Source organism: Pseudobacillus sp. FSL P4-0506, assembly GCF_038003025.1.
GTDB lineage: Bacteria > Bacillota > Bacilli > Bacillales > Domibacillaceae > Pseudobacillus.
On record NZ_JBBOOI010000001.1, the window covers coordinates 2,371,468 to 2,388,771 of the forward strand.

At 38.8% G+C, this 17,304-nt stretch carries 14 protein-coding genes and 1 other annotated feature; of the genes, 5 read left to right on the plus strand and 9 right to left on the minus strand.

Annotated features, from left to right (window positions below; translation table 11 throughout):
- Nucleotides 1-67 precede the first annotated feature (67 nt).
- From MKZ02_RS11825 to MKZ02_RS11835, 3 genes are all read right to left on the minus strand, one after another.
- Entirely contained in the window at nucleotides 68-856 is a 789-nt protein-coding gene (locus MKZ02_RS11825; protein ID WP_340853693.1) for a polysaccharide deacetylase family protein, read from the minus strand.
- A gap of 575 nt (nucleotides 857-1,431) precedes the next feature.
- Nucleotides 1,432-2,109: a DUF3169 family protein gene (locus tag MKZ02_RS11830; RefSeq protein WP_340853694.1), complete on the minus strand. Its 678-nt coding sequence runs from the start codon at nucleotides 2,107-2,109 to the stop codon at nucleotides 1,432-1,434.
- The gene (locus MKZ02_RS11835; protein ID WP_340853695.1) at nucleotides 2,110-2,313 is read right to left on the minus strand and encodes a helix-turn-helix transcriptional regulator; all 204 of its coding nucleotides are present in this window, start codon (nucleotides 2,311-2,313) and stop codon (nucleotides 2,110-2,112) included.
- Between the two features lie 330 nt (nucleotides 2,314-2,643).
- Between MKZ02_RS11835 and MKZ02_RS11840 the strand changes: the two genes are divergently transcribed.
- The 3 genes from MKZ02_RS11840 (at nucleotide 2,644) to MKZ02_RS11850 (ending at nucleotide 7,674) form a co-directional block, all read left to right on the plus strand.
- Nucleotides 2,644-3,462 (plus strand): methyl-accepting chemotaxis protein, encoded by an 819-nt coding sequence (locus MKZ02_RS11840; RefSeq protein WP_120032117.1) that lies wholly within the window; start codon nucleotides 2,644-2,646, stop codon nucleotides 3,460-3,462.
- Between the two features lie 217 nt (nucleotides 3,463-3,679).
- Nucleotides 3,680-3,925, plus strand: a binding site (T-box leader).
- 57 nt (nucleotides 3,926-3,982) lie between these two features.
- Complete coding sequence (locus MKZ02_RS11845) at nucleotides 3,983-5,545, plus strand: 2-isopropylmalate synthase (RefSeq protein ID WP_120032115.1); 1,563 nt, start codon at nucleotides 3,983-3,985, stop codon at nucleotides 5,543-5,545.
- Nucleotides 5,546-6,168: 623 nt separating this feature from the next.
- A complete protein-coding gene (locus MKZ02_RS11850; protein ID WP_340853697.1) occupies nucleotides 6,169-7,674 on the plus strand; it encodes a sensor domain-containing diguanylate cyclase in 1,506 nt (501 codons plus the stop codon).
- A 164-nt stretch (nucleotides 7,675-7,838) separates the two neighbouring features.
- Here the strand turns inward: MKZ02_RS11850 and MKZ02_RS11855 are convergent, their stop codons facing one another.
- The gene (locus MKZ02_RS11855) at nucleotides 7,839-8,753 is read right to left on the minus strand and encodes a class I SAM-dependent methyltransferase (protein ID WP_340853698.1); all 915 of its coding nucleotides are present in this window, start codon (nucleotides 8,751-8,753) and stop codon (nucleotides 7,839-7,841) included.
- 649 nt (nucleotides 8,754-9,402) lie between these two features.
- On the opposite strand from MKZ02_RS11855, the gene MKZ02_RS11860 reads away from it, so the two are divergent.
- Nucleotides 9,403-11,589 carry an S-layer homology domain-containing protein gene (locus MKZ02_RS11860; RefSeq protein ID WP_340853700.1) on the plus strand — a complete coding sequence of 729 codons (2,187 nt, stop codon included), beginning with the start codon at nucleotides 9,403-9,405 and terminating at the stop codon, nucleotides 11,587-11,589.
- 422 nt (nucleotides 11,590-12,011) lie between these two features.
- Nucleotides 12,012-12,884, plus strand: coding sequence for a YitT family protein (locus tag MKZ02_RS11865; RefSeq protein WP_120037778.1), 873 nt, complete (start codon nucleotides 12,012-12,014; stop codon nucleotides 12,882-12,884).
- 107 nt (nucleotides 12,885-12,991) lie between these two features.
- Here the strand turns inward: MKZ02_RS11865 and aac(6') are convergent, their stop codons facing one another.
- From aac(6') to MKZ02_RS11885, 5 genes are all read right to left on the minus strand, one after another.
- Nucleotides 12,992-13,426 carry an aminoglycoside 6'-N-acetyltransferase gene (aac(6'), locus tag MKZ02_RS11870; RefSeq protein ID WP_340853701.1) on the minus strand — a complete coding sequence of 145 codons (435 nt, stop codon included), beginning with the start codon at nucleotides 13,424-13,426 and terminating at the stop codon, nucleotides 12,992-12,994.
- Between the two features lie 266 nt (nucleotides 13,427-13,692).
- Entirely contained in the window at nucleotides 13,693-14,532 is an 840-nt protein-coding gene (locus MKZ02_RS11875) for an alpha/beta fold hydrolase (protein ID WP_340853702.1), read from the minus strand.
- 348 nt (nucleotides 14,533-14,880) lie between these two features.
- On the minus strand, nucleotides 14,881-15,219 hold the full coding sequence (locus tag MKZ02_RS23990) for a TIGR04104 family putative zinc finger protein (RefSeq protein WP_406909434.1): 339 nt from the start codon (nucleotides 15,217-15,219) through the stop codon (nucleotides 14,881-14,883).
- Nucleotides 15,220-15,486: 267 nt separating this feature from the next.
- On the minus strand, nucleotides 15,487-16,575 hold the full coding sequence (locus MKZ02_RS11880; protein WP_340853703.1) for a sensor histidine kinase: 1,089 nt from the start codon (nucleotides 16,573-16,575) through the stop codon (nucleotides 15,487-15,489).
- Nucleotides 16,575-17,294: a response regulator transcription factor gene (locus MKZ02_RS11885; protein WP_340853704.1), complete on the minus strand. Its 720-nt coding sequence runs from the start codon at nucleotides 17,292-17,294 to the stop codon at nucleotides 16,575-16,577. The genes MKZ02_RS11880 and MKZ02_RS11885 overlap by 1 nt, the downstream gene beginning before the upstream one ends.
- Nucleotides 17,295-17,304 lie beyond the last annotated feature (10 nt).

The following is a 17,304-nucleotide window of genomic DNA, read 5'->3' on the forward strand; positions in this document are numbered from 1 at the left end:
CACACGATTATTACCCCGAGCATGGCTGCGGCACCCGGGGATTGACGAAAGATTGTATGGGATTCTTTTAACTATTTTTAAGTGAATGTGAGAAATAGTCATCAGAGGGATCTCCAGGAAGTGTATCATGATCGAGCACTTTAGATTGATATATTAAATCAGAAACCGTAACACATTGATAGCCGGATTTGTCTAAATAATCCAGTATCTTGTCTAATGCCCGAATGGTTTGAGTGCGATTGCCGCCAGCATCGTGAAGGAGAATAATATCGCCAGACCGCAAATGTTTAATCACGTGATTGCTAATTTTGTTTGCAGGCAGTCGAAGCCAATCTTTAGGATCCTGATGCCAAGACCACATGACGACAAGATGGTTCTTGTCAGCAGCTGTGGTCATGATGGAGTCATTATACATGCCTCCAACAGGGCGATAAAGTGAGGTTTCCTGGCCCGTGATTTTTTTTACCGTTTGAGCGGTTAAATCGATCTCTCTTTTTAACTTTTTTACGCTCTTGCTTCTGTCATAAATATGGGTATACGTATGGTTGCCCACCTCATGGCCTTCTTTCACCGTTCTTTTTAAAACATTAGGATATTTATTTGCATTTTTCCCGGTGACAAAAAAAGTGGCTTTTGCCCTATGCTTAGCCAAAACATCCAGTATTTGCGGAGTGTAGGTTGGGCTTGGGCCATCGTCAAAAGTGATGGCTACAACTTTCTTTTTAGTAGCCGTTTCCCATATGGCTTGACCTGACTTCTCATATTCCTGACGACTGCTCATATGGGCATCTGCAGACAATACAATGGAAAAGCAACCAATAAAAAGAGTGCAAAAAAAGACCATATATTTCAGCAAACCACATCGCCTCCAGCTTGAGATAGGATGTTGAATTGAATACAGATACAAACAGCTGGTTTTACATTACACATTGAGCAAGCATTGTCTATAGATGTATTTACAAAATAAAGAGAAACCATAGAAGTCGGGAAGGTTCCCGGCTAACCAAAAGCAATTTTGAATAAAGCAATGAGGGTATCTACCTTGATTATAGTTAGTGTCTCTCTCTAAAAAGAAAACATACAAAAAACAAGGATGTCTGTGACTTGCTAGATGGAGGTTCAGGTGAGGCCTTTCCATAGTTAAAAGGAATGATTAAAAATAACCACTTAAAATTAATAAAATTGTTCCTAAATGAATGGCTAAAACAAAGGCCCGTGATTATGGAGAAGAATAAAGGAAAACTATTCCATTTAATAATTGAATGATTCATTCGGAGCCCTGTCGAAGAAGGAGTTGAGTTCATTTGAAAAGAGGGAGGTGAAACCTTTTACATCTTGATTAAAAAGCTGGACTTCATTTTGAAGTCCAGCTTTGTTTTTACTTCGTCCTCTAGAGGAGCAAGGTGATACAGTCTAGGCCTTTTTTCAATTTTATTTGTCGCGAATAGTCAAGATATATTTTCCATGTACTAAGAGTAAAACAATACACATAGCGATGATGGAAAACAACTGAGAATTCTGTGAGAGCATGGAGTAGATGACAGCGGCTGCAATTGCAACTGTCAGCGCAATGCTTAATAAGTTATACGATTTATATAAACCATGCATAATAATATGTTTTTCCCCTTCATCAGAGATTTCCAAAAGCTTTTCCGAAAACTGCGTGTCAGAAAGAGGGGGGATCTCACGATCGGGATACACAAATTTCATTAACTGAATCATATAGGCAGTAAACGCATAACCGACAATCAACAGAATAATTGCTAGGATAACCAAGACTATATCCATTTTACAAACAAGGGTGAAACTTAACGCTAAAAACGATAAAACGGTACTGGATTGAGCAAATAAGGAGTAGTCTGAAAACTTTTTATATTTTAGTTCCCCAGCGGCATCTTCTTCCTCACCCGTAAGCTCTGTATTATGCAACTGTTTAATTTGTTTGCATAACAGCAAGCTCCATCCCAGCAGGATAACGTTTAGAGAAAACAAGCAAATAACGGCGGGTTTTGCGTAATGTGAAAAATCAATGGTAGAAAAGTTCAGGGCGCTAATTGCTATAATAAATCCCACTATGGCTCCGATCAACAGTTGCTTGATTATTTTCATTTATAATTCATCCTCCTCAAAGAAAAATACATTTTCTACAGGCTCCCGGAATATCCGTGAAATACGAATGGCAATTAAGAGAGAAGGGATGAACTCTTCGCGTTCGATTAAACTAATTGTTTGTCTAGAAACTTTTGCCAGTTTGGCGAGCTGTGTTTGGTTCAAGCCATCCCGAGCTCTTAATTCCTTAAGACGACTTTTCATAAAATTTCACCTCTTGCCATTGATTGTAAAGTATAATGGTTATTTTGACAAGTATATTTGTCAAAAAAGATGGTATAGTAGTCAAATTATAAGGACGCTCTATTGGTTTGAGGGGTTCTGCGCTTAAGTTATATAGATGAAGAGAAGGGTGTAGGAGAGCTTGTTATCAAGTAGTAGACATAAATAAGAGACAATTTTTTGCTTATCCATTCAACCCTCTTTTTTTAAAGTGCTAATTTTCATTGTCTTGCAAGTAATATTATAGTATTATTGTCACGCATTCCCAAGGCATCTAGGAAGACTAGACTATAAGAAAAGAGGGGGTACTTTATGAGTACTACAATAAATAAAAGCACACAAGTATTGGATTCAGCGGCTGTATTATCATCACTTGAAACGAATCTTGCCATGATAGAGTTTGATATTAATGGCAAAGTGATATGGGCAAATAAGAATTTTGCGCAGGTATTAGACTATGATGTGAATGAATTAGGTCATATGATGCATAAACAATTTTGTACGGCAGAATTTAGAGAAAGCGAAGAGTATGTTGAACTGTGGAATAATTTACGGGCTGGAAAGAAGTTTCAAGAAAAGATACAGAGAGTAGGGAAAAATGGAAAACTCATTTGGCTAGAAGCTACCTACATCCCCATCTTAAATGAAGAGCGGAGGGTAGACGCTGTTCTTAAAATTGCTACTGATATTACAGAGCGAGAAATTAAAACAGAGAGTGTAGTTTCTAAGTTAAACAATGTGTCCACAGAACTTGGCGATTTGGTTGTTGCAAAGTCTAAAGAAAATATGCAAGCTCTTCAGTCATTAAAAGAACAAACTACATTGATCAGTGAGCTATCTAAAACAATCAAGAATATTTCCTCACAGACGAACATGTTAGCTTTAAATGCTGCTATAGAGGCAGCACGTGCTGGTGAGCACGGAAAAGGTTTTAAAGTGGTAGCTGATGAAGTTCGAAAATTAGCAGGAAATGTTTCAGATGCTATCGTTAAAGTGAATAATAACGTTGAGAATATAACCCAAGAAGTGGTGAAGGTAAGTGACATCACAGAGAACTTGCAAAGCTTAGTAACGGAGACTCAATTGAAAATTAGTGAAACGATGAAAGAGTTCAAAAATATTAACGAATAAACGTTCAGTTTAATCAATAAAGTAAATAGGAATGCCTGGCTGCTGGTTTTTGGGATGTGATGGGATATGGCGCAGTGTAAAGCATCTAACAGAACAGGCCTATTTTACGTAAAAAAAGGAAACAGTTGAAATGATCGCAGGAATAATATAACTATTCAGTTAATTTTATATTGACAACTAGAGTTCACTCATATAGTATGGCATATAATTACATAATGAAAAAGCGAAGATTGGAAATAGTAGGAGGTTTATAATCTTTTCAGAGAGTCGATGGTTGGTGAAAATCGACAGTTATGGCCTTTGAACTCATCCAAGAGCTGCTCCCTGAACACACGAAGTAAGTAGGGGGTGCCGGATTTCTCCCGTTATGCAGATAGGTGGTGATGGCCACCGAAAATGAGAGGGTTAATGTAGTTTGATTAACCAATTAGAGTGGTACCGCGAGCAAAGCCTCGTCTCTATATTTTATAGAGACGAGGCTTTTTTTATAAATTAACGATGTTAAAGGAGTGTTTTTTACATGACAAGGAAAATTTGGGTATTTGATACGACTTTAAGAGACGGAGAACAAGTTCCGGGCGCAAAATTAAATTTATACGAAAAACTGGAAGTTGCCAAGCAATTAAAAAACCTCCAGGTAGACATCATTGAAGCTGGCTTTCCTTCTTCATCGGCTGGCGATTTTAATGCCGTGAAAGAAATTGCCATGAAGGTAGGAAACACAGATGAGGTAATGATTACAGCATTAGCAAGAGCCGTACAGTCTGATATTGATGCGGTATATAATAGTGTGAAATATGCGGAAAGCCCGCTTATCCATATCGTGTTAGGCACATCAGATGTTCACTTAGATAAGAAGTTTGGCAAGTCGAAAAGTCAAATTTTGGACATGGGGGTGGATGCTGTCAAATACGCCAAAACACTTCTTCCGAATGTCCAGTACTCTACAGAAGACGCGTCACGCTCAGATTTTGAATATTTGTGGGCAACGATAGAAGCTGTTGTAAAAGCAGGAGCCACAATGATTAATGTGCCTGACACAGTTGGCTTTGCAGAGCCGGAAGAGTTTGGTGAGTTAATATACAAATTAAATGATCGCTTGAAAAATTTAAATGACCGAACACTTTTAAGTGTCCATTGCCATAATGATCTTGGAATGGCTACTGCCAATACGTTAGCGGCAATCAAAAATGGGGCGGATAAAGTGGAATGTACGATCAATGGAATTGGAGAGCGTGCAGGAAATGCAGCATTGGAAGAGGTGATAATGGCGATAAACACACGTGCGGAAGTTTATCGAGTCCACACGAACATTAATACAAAAGAAATAATGAATACTTCAAGAATGGTAAGTGGATTTATGGGGCTCGATGTACAAGTAAATAAAGCGATTACAGGAGAGAATGCTTTTGCTCATTCTTCAGGCATCCATCAGGATGGTTTAATCAAGTCAAGAGATACTTACGAAATCATCAATCCGGTTGCAGTGGGGTTAGATGACATGGAGCTTGTATTAACCGCTCGTTCTGGTCGGCATGCTGTGAAAACGGCAATTGAAAAATTGGGCATCCATCAGTTTACCGATGTGAAATTTGAAGAAATCTTTGCCGCTTTCCTTGAGTTAGCTGATGTTAAAAAAGAGGTGTATAATCATGACTTATATGTGATTATTGAAAACTGTTATAAAAAATATAACAGCCAGGAAATCCATCCATATAGCGACAATTTCTATGAGCTAATGGATCTGCAGGTCATCAGTAATACCAATTTCCCATCCGCCAGTGTAGAGTTGAAGAAAGCGAATCAAACAATAAAAGGCAGTGCCGTAGGTTCCGGCCCAATTGATGCACTATATTCTGCAATCAGCAATATATGTGATTTAGATATTAAGCTAATTCAATATGATATAAAGAGCATTTCAAGAGGCAAAGAAGCATTAGGAAAAGTGAAAATTCAAGTGGAGTTCAGAGGAGAAAAGTATATCGCCAAAGCATCAGATACCGATATCCTAAAAGCAAGTGCCGAAGCCTACATTAATGCCATCAATAGCATCGTTATCGATCATTTACTTCCAGTGAAATGATTAATAGGTGAATGTAATAGCTACTTGAGAGCCGAAGAGGTGGGAGGGGCCGTAACAGGCGATAAAAACTAAAGTCATTTTTAGATGGGGGAGGCCTTCTGTACTCCCGGATTCGTCAAAGGTTGTTGATAAAGAGGGAGGGGAAGAAGTCTAGGATACTAATTTCTTTAGGCGGAATGAGACGATGGAAAGAGGGTTTTTCCCCTCTTTTCCCTTCTTTTAGAAGGGACTTATTTTCAATTTAAATTGTTTTTCGTATGTCATTCTTCTTGCATCGTATCGAGTTTAATCACGAGATGAAAGGGATTTTCCTCGCTTTGTTCTATTCGTTATTTTCTTTCTTTATCCCTTCACTTGTTCATTTATGTATTAATACAAAAAGTTTGATCTACGGATACCCCAATGAGGTTTTGATAATCCCATCCAAAGTGCTTTGAACGGACCGCTGGAGAGAGGTTGTTTATTCACAATTGTGATGTGTGCCAAAAGATGCAAGTACCAGCATTTTTCCAACCGCAAGCTTATCAAAAAGATCGAGTCTGCCTGTGATGAAAACGGTATTATTTTTAGAAACGACATGCTAAAATGAGAAAAAATGAATAAAAAGGCAGGACTTTTTTTGTATGGCTAATTCTAAAGTAATGACAGTCATGGAAAGAATAGCAAAACTATACCGACATAAGGATTATATGGACGATAAGAGCTTTGTTAAAACGAATCATATTTTTTTATTGCATAGATTGAAAATAGCATCCATTATTTTGCTGATTTTATACGCTTATTATTTATATGTGGATGTTATTTTGGTTAATGATTTAAAAGATCCTAGTTTTAGATACACGCTGATCGCGCTCCATTCTGCTGGTTTTCTCTTATCGATTTTGTATCTTTATTTTTACCGCAAGATAAAAAATAAAGGATTCATTTTCACATCTATGTGGCCCGCTTTCCTTATTAATACGTACGTTATATTTTATGTTTTCATGGGAGCAATGGCTTCTATTAATAGTCAAAGATTAACTGGAAATGTTGATGCTTATGCGATTATTCTGATTAGTGTAGCTGTCATACTTCCTATAAAGCCTAAACATGCATTTTTCATTTTTTTGTTTAACCATGCGGCTTTTCTTATAGGCCTTTATATGGTGAATGAAGATAAATACACTCTTATAGCCAAACAAATCAATACAACCATTGCAGCAATTATAGCCTTTTTTATTGTTCTGACGTTTTATGCAAATCGAAGAAGCCAGTTTATTCATAAATTAAAAATAAAAGAAAACGAAGCAAGCTTTCGGAAGTTATTTGAAGTCAATCCGTATCCGCTGCTTCTTACTACAATCAGTGATGGCAAGATTGTGTTGATTAATCAAAGAGCCATCGATTTTTATCAGCATTCATTTGGACAGATAGAGCCATTTGACGGAAATCTGATTTATAACAATTTAGAAGAGAGATTCTTCATTGTTAAACAACTTAGTAAATACGGCAGCATCAAAAATCATATTGTCGAGCAAAATATATCTCCTGACGTGACTAAATGGCTTTCTGTAAACTATGAATTGATTGAACATGAAAATGAGAAGCATATTTTAGCTGGAGTAACCGATATAACGAATTTTAAAAAAGTAGAAGCTGAACTGAGAAGGCATGCCTCGGTAGATATTCTTACCGGCGTAATAAACAGGAGGAGCGGCACGGAAATTTTACAGAATGCCCAAAAACAACATAAAGAATTTATTTTGTGCTTTATTGATATAAACAATCTAAAAGAGGTGAACGATAAATACGGTCATTCAGAAGGAGATGAATTGATTAAGTCGGTTTGTCAGGAAATAACAAAGCATATAGAAAAAGAAGATGTTTTCTTTCGGTATGGCGGGGATGAGTTTATTATCGTCTTTTTTAATAAGCAAATGTCTGCGGTCCATAAAGTATGGGATGACATCCTTGTTGCTTTTGGTGAAATGAACGAATTACACAATAAGCCGTACAGCGTCTCAGTCAGCCATGGTTTTTGCTATTATGAATCAGGGACGGATATTTCTTTGGAAGAAGCGATTAACCTTGCTGATACAGACATGTATAAAGAAAAATCTAAATCTAAACAAAGTAAAATTTCTATATAGAGCAGAGCACATGTCCTGTTTTTTATAAAGGGATACATCCGAATGAACGGATGTTTTTTACTTCTCTTTCAATTGTCTGCAAACAGGTGATAATTTTGAAGCAGAAAAATAAACATAGAACCGCTCAATCATCTTAGCTATTGAGCGGCAGCATGTATCTCTTCTTATTTTTTTACAGCGTGAATATAATGAATCGTTTCAAATGAAGTTAAATAATCCGTTCGGTGACTGAAAAATTGTTCATTTATTTGAGCTGGTGATAAGTGCTCATAGATAAGCAACCCTACCTCTTCTAATAACCTCTCGATTTCAGCGTAAGAGAAGCATGATTTCATAGGTTCTCCGCTGGCAGCGGCCATTTCCACCATGTTTGCTACTCTATTCGATAATCCTTTTTCCTTAAACAGTTTTTCGTCTGCATAATCAAATACGATCGAGCTGCCTGACGGGATATTTGCAAATAGGTGTTTAAATAATTTTTTTATTTCATTTTTGCTTAAATAATAGGAGACTCCTAACAAACTAAAAAAGGTTTTTTGATCTTTAAACCCTTGTTTGACTAATTCCTCGTTAGAAAACTGTTTCGTAAAATCCATTGGAACGAAGTGAAGATGATTGGGAATTTCTAGGGCTGTACTCGCCAGTCTCTCTTTTTTGAACGCTTGCATAGATGGATGGTCAATTTCAAATATTTCCAGGTTTTCAATTAATTCCGGGTGGCGAAAACAGAATGTATCTAATCCAGCGCCAAGGATCACATATTGTCTGGCACCTAATTTGATTTCATGGTTTAAAACTTTTTCGCAAAATGCTGCTCGTGCTAAGGGAGTAGGGGAAAGCTGGACTTGGGTAATCCATTTTATAATTTCATCTGGATCGTTGTTAAGCCTCTGGGCGATCTCTTTGTTGAAAAAGTAAACGCCTTGAATCATATGCTCTCTAATCTCCGCAAACTCTTTTTTAGAAATGAACTCTTCGGCGATAAAGTCGTCAAAAACTTTAGGTGAGTCATATTTACTATGATAGGCACGGCCAAAGGCTGATATTAAGGCTGTTAAACTTACCTGGTTTTGATTCATGCAATTTCTCTCCCTTATAAAATAAAATAAGATTCCCCTGGCCAGGAGAATCTTATTATAGATGATTGAATTTTAATTGTAAATTATAGCATAAATAAATTTTTTTGTCAATGATTTCGCTTGTTCTTTCGATGGTCCCTCTTATCAAATAGCAGGAGAAAATAGCCAATCAATTTTTCTGAGAACACAATGAAATAGAGGAATGAAAGAAGAAGTCTGAGGAGGGGGAAACGACTTTATTGTGGGGTGTACTTTTTTAAATACAAGAAAGATATCTTTGGAGTAAAAAGGGATTTGTTCTTTTTGGGTAAGAGAAAATGATTCGTTAGGTTCGCTTCTAAACGATCAAAAAGATATAAACTGTGTAAGTCAATAAAGCGTCATTCCGAAAAGATAAGGCGGTATATCGTAATTAAACGACTTTCTGCAAGCTAACCTTCTTTATCCCGCTCGTGCTTTCGGCGTCATGTCAAGATGGTAGATAGTGAATTAGTAATATTTTGTAATTAATATTTTATGTTAAAATAAGCCAGAGGAGGGGATCACTATAAAAAGATTGATGACAGGTCTAGCCGTAATAGTTTTATTTTTCATGCTCTCCATTCAGTCGTCCACTTCCACAGCAAGGGCTGCTAGCAGTCCTAGCTTAATGGAGCAAGTGCAGGCGCTTATGGATGCTGGAGTCATGGAAGGCTATCATGATGGAACATTGCGACTCGATTCGTCAGTCACAAGGGGACAATTTGTGGCGTTTCTAGTAAGAGCTCTGGATTTGCCATCTGGTGACTCTGGATTTAAGGATGTAGGCCCCGGCAGCAGTTTATATAAAGATATCAGTGCTGCGAAAAAAGCGGGGCTTCTTTTAGGAAATGCCGAGGGCTATGCGCTCGCCAATGATCCGGTCACACGTTCGGATGTAGCTGTTATGCTTGATCGGGCCATGCAGCTAAAAGGAGAGTACCCAACAAAAGCTGCACTTACGTATAAGGATGCAGCAGATGTTACCCGGTACGCCTATGAATCTGTACAGCGCATGACTCATTACGGACTCATTAAAGGAACAGCAGATAATTATTTTTTGCCGAAGAAAATTGCTACACGCGGTGAATCAGCCGTGTTTGTGTATCGATTGATGGAAAAGCTTGATTTATTCTCTGGAAGCAAGGATCCGATTACGATTCCTAAGCCGATCGATTCCTCAGAGGTTGTCGTCCCAGTCAATGACTACCAATATATTAAAGTAAGAATGAATACGCGCGGTGTACCTCTTACATACGACAAACGTACGATAGATGCACATATTCGCTCAACTGATTATCATTATTACTATCATATGGGAAATGCCTCTAAGCCGCTTGGCTCCTTGAGAGTGACATTGAGAAAGTTGGATAACGGCGATGTATTCGCCTTTACAAAATTTATCCATAATGGAAACAATACATACTCAGCATCTGTCATTGTGCCGTTTCAGCAGTCGGATAATTATTCATTGGCTAAATATAATACGTTCGGCCAGGTAGATCAAAAGCATGATGATACATTCGGTGTTGATAAAACGTCACATCCGACCGGCATTTTATCAGCGAAAAAAGGCAATGCGGTGGTCAATGAAATGATGATCGGCAAAAACTATATTTCCCTTCATCGCCAGCATAATTACCCGACCGGGGATAAATCTGTTCTTCGCGAGCTGATTGAGGAGCGGGAAAGCTATCAAATGTACACGGATAAAGCGCGCAACCTCGTTACGACGCATGTCAACGTATCTGTCCGCTCTAAAGCGATTTCGGAAAACTGGATACTGTTATCGGATAAGCGTTTATTTGCCAATGATAACAACAGAAACGATTGGTTTAAACGGACGATCAGCCAATATACAACTATCAACAACTGGCTTACGGCGGACGGAGCTTACACGAAACTGCCATGGTCAATTGAGCCTGGTTATAAGATGGGATACGGCCGTAACATCACGCGCCTTCAAGGGGGAGTGTATTTAACAGCCTATACTGGCAATAAGGAACGCTACTTTTATGATCTTGTCATTAATGCAGTGGCCGATTTGGATGTATTCTCTAGCGGAGCGATCACAGCAGGAAAGAATCCGATCTTTCCGACGGAATATACAAGTTCGTTGCTTAAAAAAACATACGGTCTAACTGCTCCCTATGTTGACACTAGATTGAATGAAAACGCCGCTTTGTTCTTGAAAAACACTTCCGAATCGTTATCTATTCGAGAGCTTCAAGGCACCAACATTCGTTATGCTGATTATTTGGTGAAACAAAAAAGCCTCGGAAACATTATCCCAATCACAGCTTCTAGCTATTTAATCGCTGATTATTATGGGATCGGAAATAATCATGCCAAAACACATGCGTCACTCAATCACGCACTCGGTGAGATGCGTTTCTTGCTCGAAACATATAAGCAAACGAATCATCCTGCTTACTTGAAAACAGCCCGTGAAATTAAAGCGGGTATTGAAGCGCTTCATCCAAAGTGGATCCGCTCTAATGGTGATCTTTGGTACCGAGTAAGCCCAGCAAAGGCATTTGGAGGCGATGACTACCCTCATTTGACCCTAGCAGATCTGCTGTTAAGCCAAAATATATTTGCCGAAACAGGCATCCCGCGCAGTATAATATTTGACGAAATGATTCGCTCAAAAACGAAGTATATGGTTAACAATAAGGTGCCGATACCGGCCTTTATCGTTCAACTTCTTCGTGAACAAGGCTTCGGCAGCCTGATTAATAGCACATACCAATCTAGCACAAACAAAGCAGATATTGAAAAACGTCCTAAAGATTCGCTTGATTTGCTAGCAGAGTGAAGTTTATGTGGTGAAAATTTCTTTTCATATCCAATATCAACGTGAATTCTATCCTTTCTGTTTGCCAAATAACAATAAAAGGCGAAGGGCGATCTTTTGTAATTAGGAAAGAAATTCGCGATTCGAAAAAAGAAGCTTACGGGATTGTTTTAAAGAAAAGATTCAATAATATATGAAAAAGACCATTCTTAAAGTAATTATTTTAGAATGGTCTTTTTTGTGCGGGGTTACTAAAAAATATTTTTACACATTTTTTACATGGTGTTAGCAAGTAGATGGATAGCCGATGTGAGAGGGAGTGGCAGAAAGCATGGTCCTGTAATTTGTGCAGTTTTTCTTAGGATATAAACAAAGCGGAGTAATCAAAGAAGCGTTTTATGGTAAATTTAAAAAGGAAAAAAATATTGGAAGTGAGGAATCAGATGAGTACAGTTAAAAAGCATAGTCCTAATCAATTAAAATTAATTTTACGAGGATTGATAATCATTATAGGAGGATTTATCGCAGCATATGGACTTGAAACCGTATTAATCCCAAATAATGTATCCGATGGAGGAGTAACCGGCATTAGTATCGTTGGTTCACAACTATTTGGATTACCTTTAGGAGTCCTCATTGTTGTTATTAATATTCCTTTTGTTTGGCTAGGTTATAAACAAATTGGTAAAAGCTTCGCGATTTATTCCATTATCGGCATCGCTTCACTAGCTGTTGGCACCAGTCTTATGCATCATATGCCAGCTATTATTGAAGGGGATACTTTGCTCGTTACTGTTGTCGGCGGAATTATTCTCGGCTTTGGAATGGGGTTAGCCTTGCGTAATGGCGGGGCGTTGGACGGTATTGATATGCTAGCCGTTCTGCTCTCTCGAAAATTGCCGTTTGGGACGAGTGATTTTATTCTTTTTTTAAACCTATTTGTATTCATTTTTGTCTCTACCGTATTTGGTCTACAAGGGGCCATTCTTTCCGCCATTGCTTATTTTATCGCTTCTAAGGTGATTCATATCGTTGAAGAAGGCTTAAGCGGATCAAAAACCTTTAAAATTATTACAACTCAACCTGAATTAATGGTAAAAACGATACGAGACCGCTTAGGAAGAAGTGCCACGTATAATGAAGTGTATGGCGGTTATTCCCATGAAAAGTTCAAAGAAATTACATGTGTTATTAACCGGTTAGAAGAAAGTAAAATTAAGGAAATTATTAATGAAATTGACGAAGAGGCTTTTGTGACCGTATATGACGTAGCAGAGGTAAAAGGCGGCAATTTCAGAAAGCATAATATCCATTAGGCGAAAGTTGGCAAATAGATAGTCAGGCAACAGACAGCCCCTTTGGACAAAGTGTATATAAAGGGGCTGTCTGTTAATTGTGTTTGAAGAGTTTTTCATTTATATACCTATAACCTCTTTGTAAAACAAATGATACGATTGGCTTCGCTAAATCCTAATTTAAGATGCATCGCTAAACTTTCTTTGTTTCCTAATTCACAGTCACTAGCAAACTCCTGGCAGCCCCGTTCTCTAGCCCAATTTTCGCACGTATGAATTAGGCTTCTTGCAACCCCTTGCTTACGAAAAGCTTCTTTTACATAGAGTCCCTCTAAATATCCCACAGGGCTTGAAGTTGTCCCTTCAACATAATCATAGCGCAATTGGCATTGGGCAAACCCAATGGCTTCATTGCTATCATAAGCCAAAATTATAGTCGCATCTGGCTGGCCAAGAAGCTGTGTCATTTCGTGTATAAGTTCCTCCAAAGTATGTCCAGGCCAGAGCAACAAAGCAAGTTGAGCAGCTTCTTTCGTATCTGATAATGTTGCCTCTCTTAGCATAAAAGAACCTCCCCATTCAGTCTGTCTGCGATATGCCAGTCGTTTGGCGAGTGTGGCTCCATTTCAGGCTCCTTGAAAACAAACGCCAATATGTAAATTTTCCTTATAAGAATTTCAGGTAACAGAGATGAACCATTAGGCTGAATGAAGCGAGAAAAGAGAAAGGGACCAGAGCGGCCCCTTTTCTAATGATAAATGTGAAGCCTGCTTATCTTTTGGAAATCCATCTATTTGAACGGCAAAGGAAGAAGGGAATGATTCGCTTATCAGGAACCAAGCTTTATTATTGAATGGATAATTTGATCCCAGTCTTCACAATGAATTTCATGTCCTGATCCATCAAGAGCCACTAATTCAGCATGAGGGATGGCTTTTGCAAGAGCAAGCCCGTGCTCGTATGGCAAGGCTGGGTCCTCTGTACCATGAATAATGAGCACAGGTACGTCGATCTCATTCATTCGATCGAAATACTCGTCTCCGCCTTGTAGCATGGCATGATTAAACCTGCTTGGTAGCTGTTTGGCACGATCGTATTCTTTTGCCGCCAGTTTATACATTCTTGCTTGTTCATAAGGTTTGGATCCAGCTAAAGTTTTCCACCCATCTGCCAGATAGGCAATAACGGCCTCTCGATCGCACCAATCTATCGATGCATTCTTCGCATGGTGATCCAGTATGCTTTGATCCATTGGAGGCAACTTTTCCGCTTCAGTCCCAAACACACTTGATGCAATGAGTGTAAGCGTGAGTGTGCGTTCTGGATATCTCAGGGCAAGAATCTGGCCGATCATACCGCCTAAGGACATTCCAACGATATGTGCCTGCTCTATAGAATAAGCATCTAGCACACCTGCCGCGTCATCGGCCATGTCCGTTATTGTATAGTTGGAAGTACCAGGCTCATATACTGTCGATCGCCCAAGATCCCGATGATCATAACGAATGACAAATCGCCCTTGATCAGCGAGGTGGAGACAAAAATCCTCATCCCACCAATCCAATGAAGACATCGCTCCCATAATCAAAAGTACGGCAGGGTCCTTACGGTTTCCAAAGCATTCTGTGCATATATCTACATTATTTATTTTCACTATCTGTTCACTCATATTTTTACCTCCGTATAATTTATTATCTAATCGCCGTTATTAAGGCGCAGATCAATAAACTCTTTCCGGAGTCTCATTGGCCTGCCCCTTTAATTATCGCAGTCGAACCCACTTAATAATCATGACGAGGCCTCCTTTTGACTAGAGTTAGAAAGGGGATCACCCCTTATATGTATGACTATAACATAACGTAGTTTCCTCACATACCGAAATTTCTCTATGTTTTATCAAATATGGCTGTGCAACCATGTTTCTAGGAAAATCTAAAATAAAGAAAGTTTTTATATAATTTGATATGCAGTAAATCTCAATGTGTCATACATAAAAAATAAGGCCCGAGATATTCAACTAACGGGTCGTATTTATAGATTTTTCTTCTGTTTCTTGAGAACGCTGATACTTTGCGCAGAGCGGAAAAAGGAAGGAGGTTAAAGTCATCAATAGAAGATACACAAAGATGGATGGCCAGCTCAAATGATAGCGATAAATAGTGAAGTAACATAGCAGTATGGCTATTAGTACACATAGGGCAGAATAAGTTAAACGTGAAGAATGAATCATTGTATAGTGGGTTTGACATTGTTTGCAATACAGAGCTCTGCTTTCAATGAAAAGTGAGGGGTAAATTTCAGTCCATTTGAACCTGCGATGACAAGTTTCGCATTTTTGCAGATTGATGTTTAACACCTCCCTAAAGATGATTTAATGAAGTTCTTCTATTAATGATACTGCATAGGGCAATGAGAAGGAAGTGATTTTATTTTAGCGAGTGAGAGCAGGAGAAAATCAAAGGGCCTATTCCTTGTTTAGAGGATAGGCTCTTTTGGTCTATATACATTATCTAAGAAAACTTTGGTTGGGAAAAGATCATTGTCTACATCGATGGTATAGCTGAACCCTTTCTTGCATCCTTGGGGAAGGGGCTCCTTTGTTAAGCGGTATTGCTTTAGAAATCTACTTTACCATTGGCAATGTAATTGTAAATGATGTGCCTTGCTGCTCTGTACTTTCGACCGTGATGACACCATCATGCGCTCCGATTAAAGATTTAACAATAGCCATGCCTAAACCGGTCCCCTCTGATTTTTGCTCAGTCGTCGTTCCGCGATAATAGCGATTAAACAAATTTTGTTTCGTTTCCTCGTTCAAGCCAATTCCATCATCCTCAATATGAATAACAATACCTCGTACCTGCTGTTCGATGGTTGTCTCAATATTTACGGAAGCTTCGTTATGAAGCACAGCATTCATATAAATATTTTGCAGCGCACGCCGTAATAAATGATCATCAAATGCTAGTTGTATATCCGGCGTCGTAAAATGCAATTCGAAGTGATGAGGCTCTGCACGTAAATCATTGCTCACATCAGCTAAGACGCTCTGAACGAACTCCACAATATTTTGCTTTGTTTTATGGATCGGTATGGCCTGTGAACCATCAAAGCGCATGGCTAAATTTAAATCCTGCACCAGTTGCTCTAGATGCGAGCTTTTGAGATCAATTTCTTGAATAAAATTTTGCTGCTCTTCTTTTGACCAATCATAATCAGAGTTTAATAGCAAGGTAGAATAGCCTTTAATATAAGTGAGCGGCGTTTTTAAATCATGTGAAATGCCTGCAATCCAATCGCGCTTCGCTTCCTCTACCTGAGCGCGTTCAATTTTCGCTTTTTCTAACTGCAAGCGCATATCAGCAAGCTGCGTAATCACTTCCTGATACAAGCGATAGCGCATCTTTAATTTTTTCTTCCGTGTATACATTTTCTCGCACTCTTGCAGCGGGGAAAAATCTTCATGGGCAAGCTGGTTAATCCATTTCATCACAAGCAGCAATGGGCTGCCAAAGTACCAGCCAAATAGTAACATGCACAGCACCGTCACCATGCCAACAACAATGAGCACCAGCCATTCATAACGCTCACCGCCAAGTCCGAACTTTGGTAAAATCCCATCCATAACAGTTGGCAATATGATCGCTAACAGCAGCAGCCAAATCAACGAGCCTAATAGTAAATGCCAAATAAAGCGTTGTTGAATTTTCATTATGCCTCACCTGTTGGCGGAATAAATTTATAGCCAATCCCGCGCAAATTCACAATAATACTTGGCTTTCTCGTATTATCTCCTAGTTTTTTACGCAGTTTAGCAATATGGATGGTAACGGTTTTTTCTTCCCCAAACACATCTTCTCCCCAAACGAACGCATAAATTTGCGCTGTGGTGAACACGCGGTTCGGGTTTTTACAAAAGAAATGGAGTAACTCTAATTCTTTCGCCGTCGCTTCCACTGCTTCTCCTCGTATGGTTAATAAGGCTTCGTCAGGTGAAAAAGCAAACGTATCGTATACAAAGCTTTTGGCCTCGGGCTGTGACGATTGTTTTTCATACACACGCTGGCGTCGTAAAATAGCGCGTATTCTGGCTACTACTTCAAGCGGATTAAATGGCTTGGTAATATAGTCGTCACCACCGACGCTTAACCCAGTTAATTTATCGAAATCGCTCGAGCGTGCACTAATAAATAAAATGGGGGCTGTTGTTTGCTGACGAATCGCTGAGCATAAGGCAAAGCCATCACCATCCGGCAGCATGACATCAAGCAAAATAATATGGAAGTCTTGCTTGAATAGGGTTTGCATGGCTTCTTCTTTCGTTGATGCGGTGACGATATGAGAAAAATGTTCTTTCTGTAATGTAATGGTAAGCAGTTTTAAAATGCCGACTTCATCATCCACAATTAAAATTTTAGCGTCGTCTGTCATTGTAATCCCT

What these genes read in the sequence shown, in the direction of transcription:
- MKZ02_RS11835 (WP_340853695.1), bottom strand. Translation starts at nt 2,313, where the DNA reads ATGAAAAGTCGTCTTAAGGAATTAAGAGCTCGGGATGGCTTGAACCAA.
- MKZ02_RS11845 (WP_120032115.1), top strand. Translation starts at nt 3,983, where the DNA reads ATGACAAGGAAAATTTGGGTATTTGATACGACTTTAAGAGACGGAGAA.
- MKZ02_RS11880 (WP_340853703.1), bottom strand. Translation starts at nt 16,575, where the DNA reads ATGAAAATTCAACAACGCTTTATTTGGCATTTACTATTAGGCTCGTTG.
- MKZ02_RS11855 (WP_340853698.1), bottom strand. Translation starts at nt 8,753, where the DNA reads ATGAATCAAAACCAGGTAAGTTTAACAGCCTTAATATCAGCCTTTGGC.
- MKZ02_RS11875 (WP_340853702.1), bottom strand. Translation starts at nt 14,532, where the DNA reads ATGAGTGAACAGATAGTGAAAATAAATAATGTAGATATATGCACAGAA.
- MKZ02_RS11840 (WP_120032117.1), top strand. Translation starts at nt 2,644, where the DNA reads ATGAGTACTACAATAAATAAAAGCACACAAGTATTGGATTCAGCGGCT.
- MKZ02_RS11865 (WP_120037778.1), top strand. Translation starts at nt 12,012, where the DNA reads ATGAGTACAGTTAAAAAGCATAGTCCTAATCAATTAAAATTAATTTTA.
- MKZ02_RS11850 (WP_340853697.1), top strand. Translation starts at nt 6,169, where the DNA reads ATGGCTAATTCTAAAGTAATGACAGTCATGGAAAGAATAGCAAAACTA.
- MKZ02_RS11830 (WP_340853694.1), bottom strand. Translation starts at nt 2,109, where the DNA reads ATGAAAATAATCAAGCAACTGTTGATCGGAGCCATAGTGGGATTTATT.
- MKZ02_RS11885 (WP_340853704.1), bottom strand. Translation starts at nt 17,294, where the DNA reads ATGACAGACGACGCTAAAATTTTAATTGTGGATGATGAAGTCGGCATT.
- MKZ02_RS11860 (WP_340853700.1), top strand. Translation starts at nt 9,403, where the DNA reads ATGGAGCAAGTGCAGGCGCTTATGGATGCTGGAGTCATGGAAGGCTAT.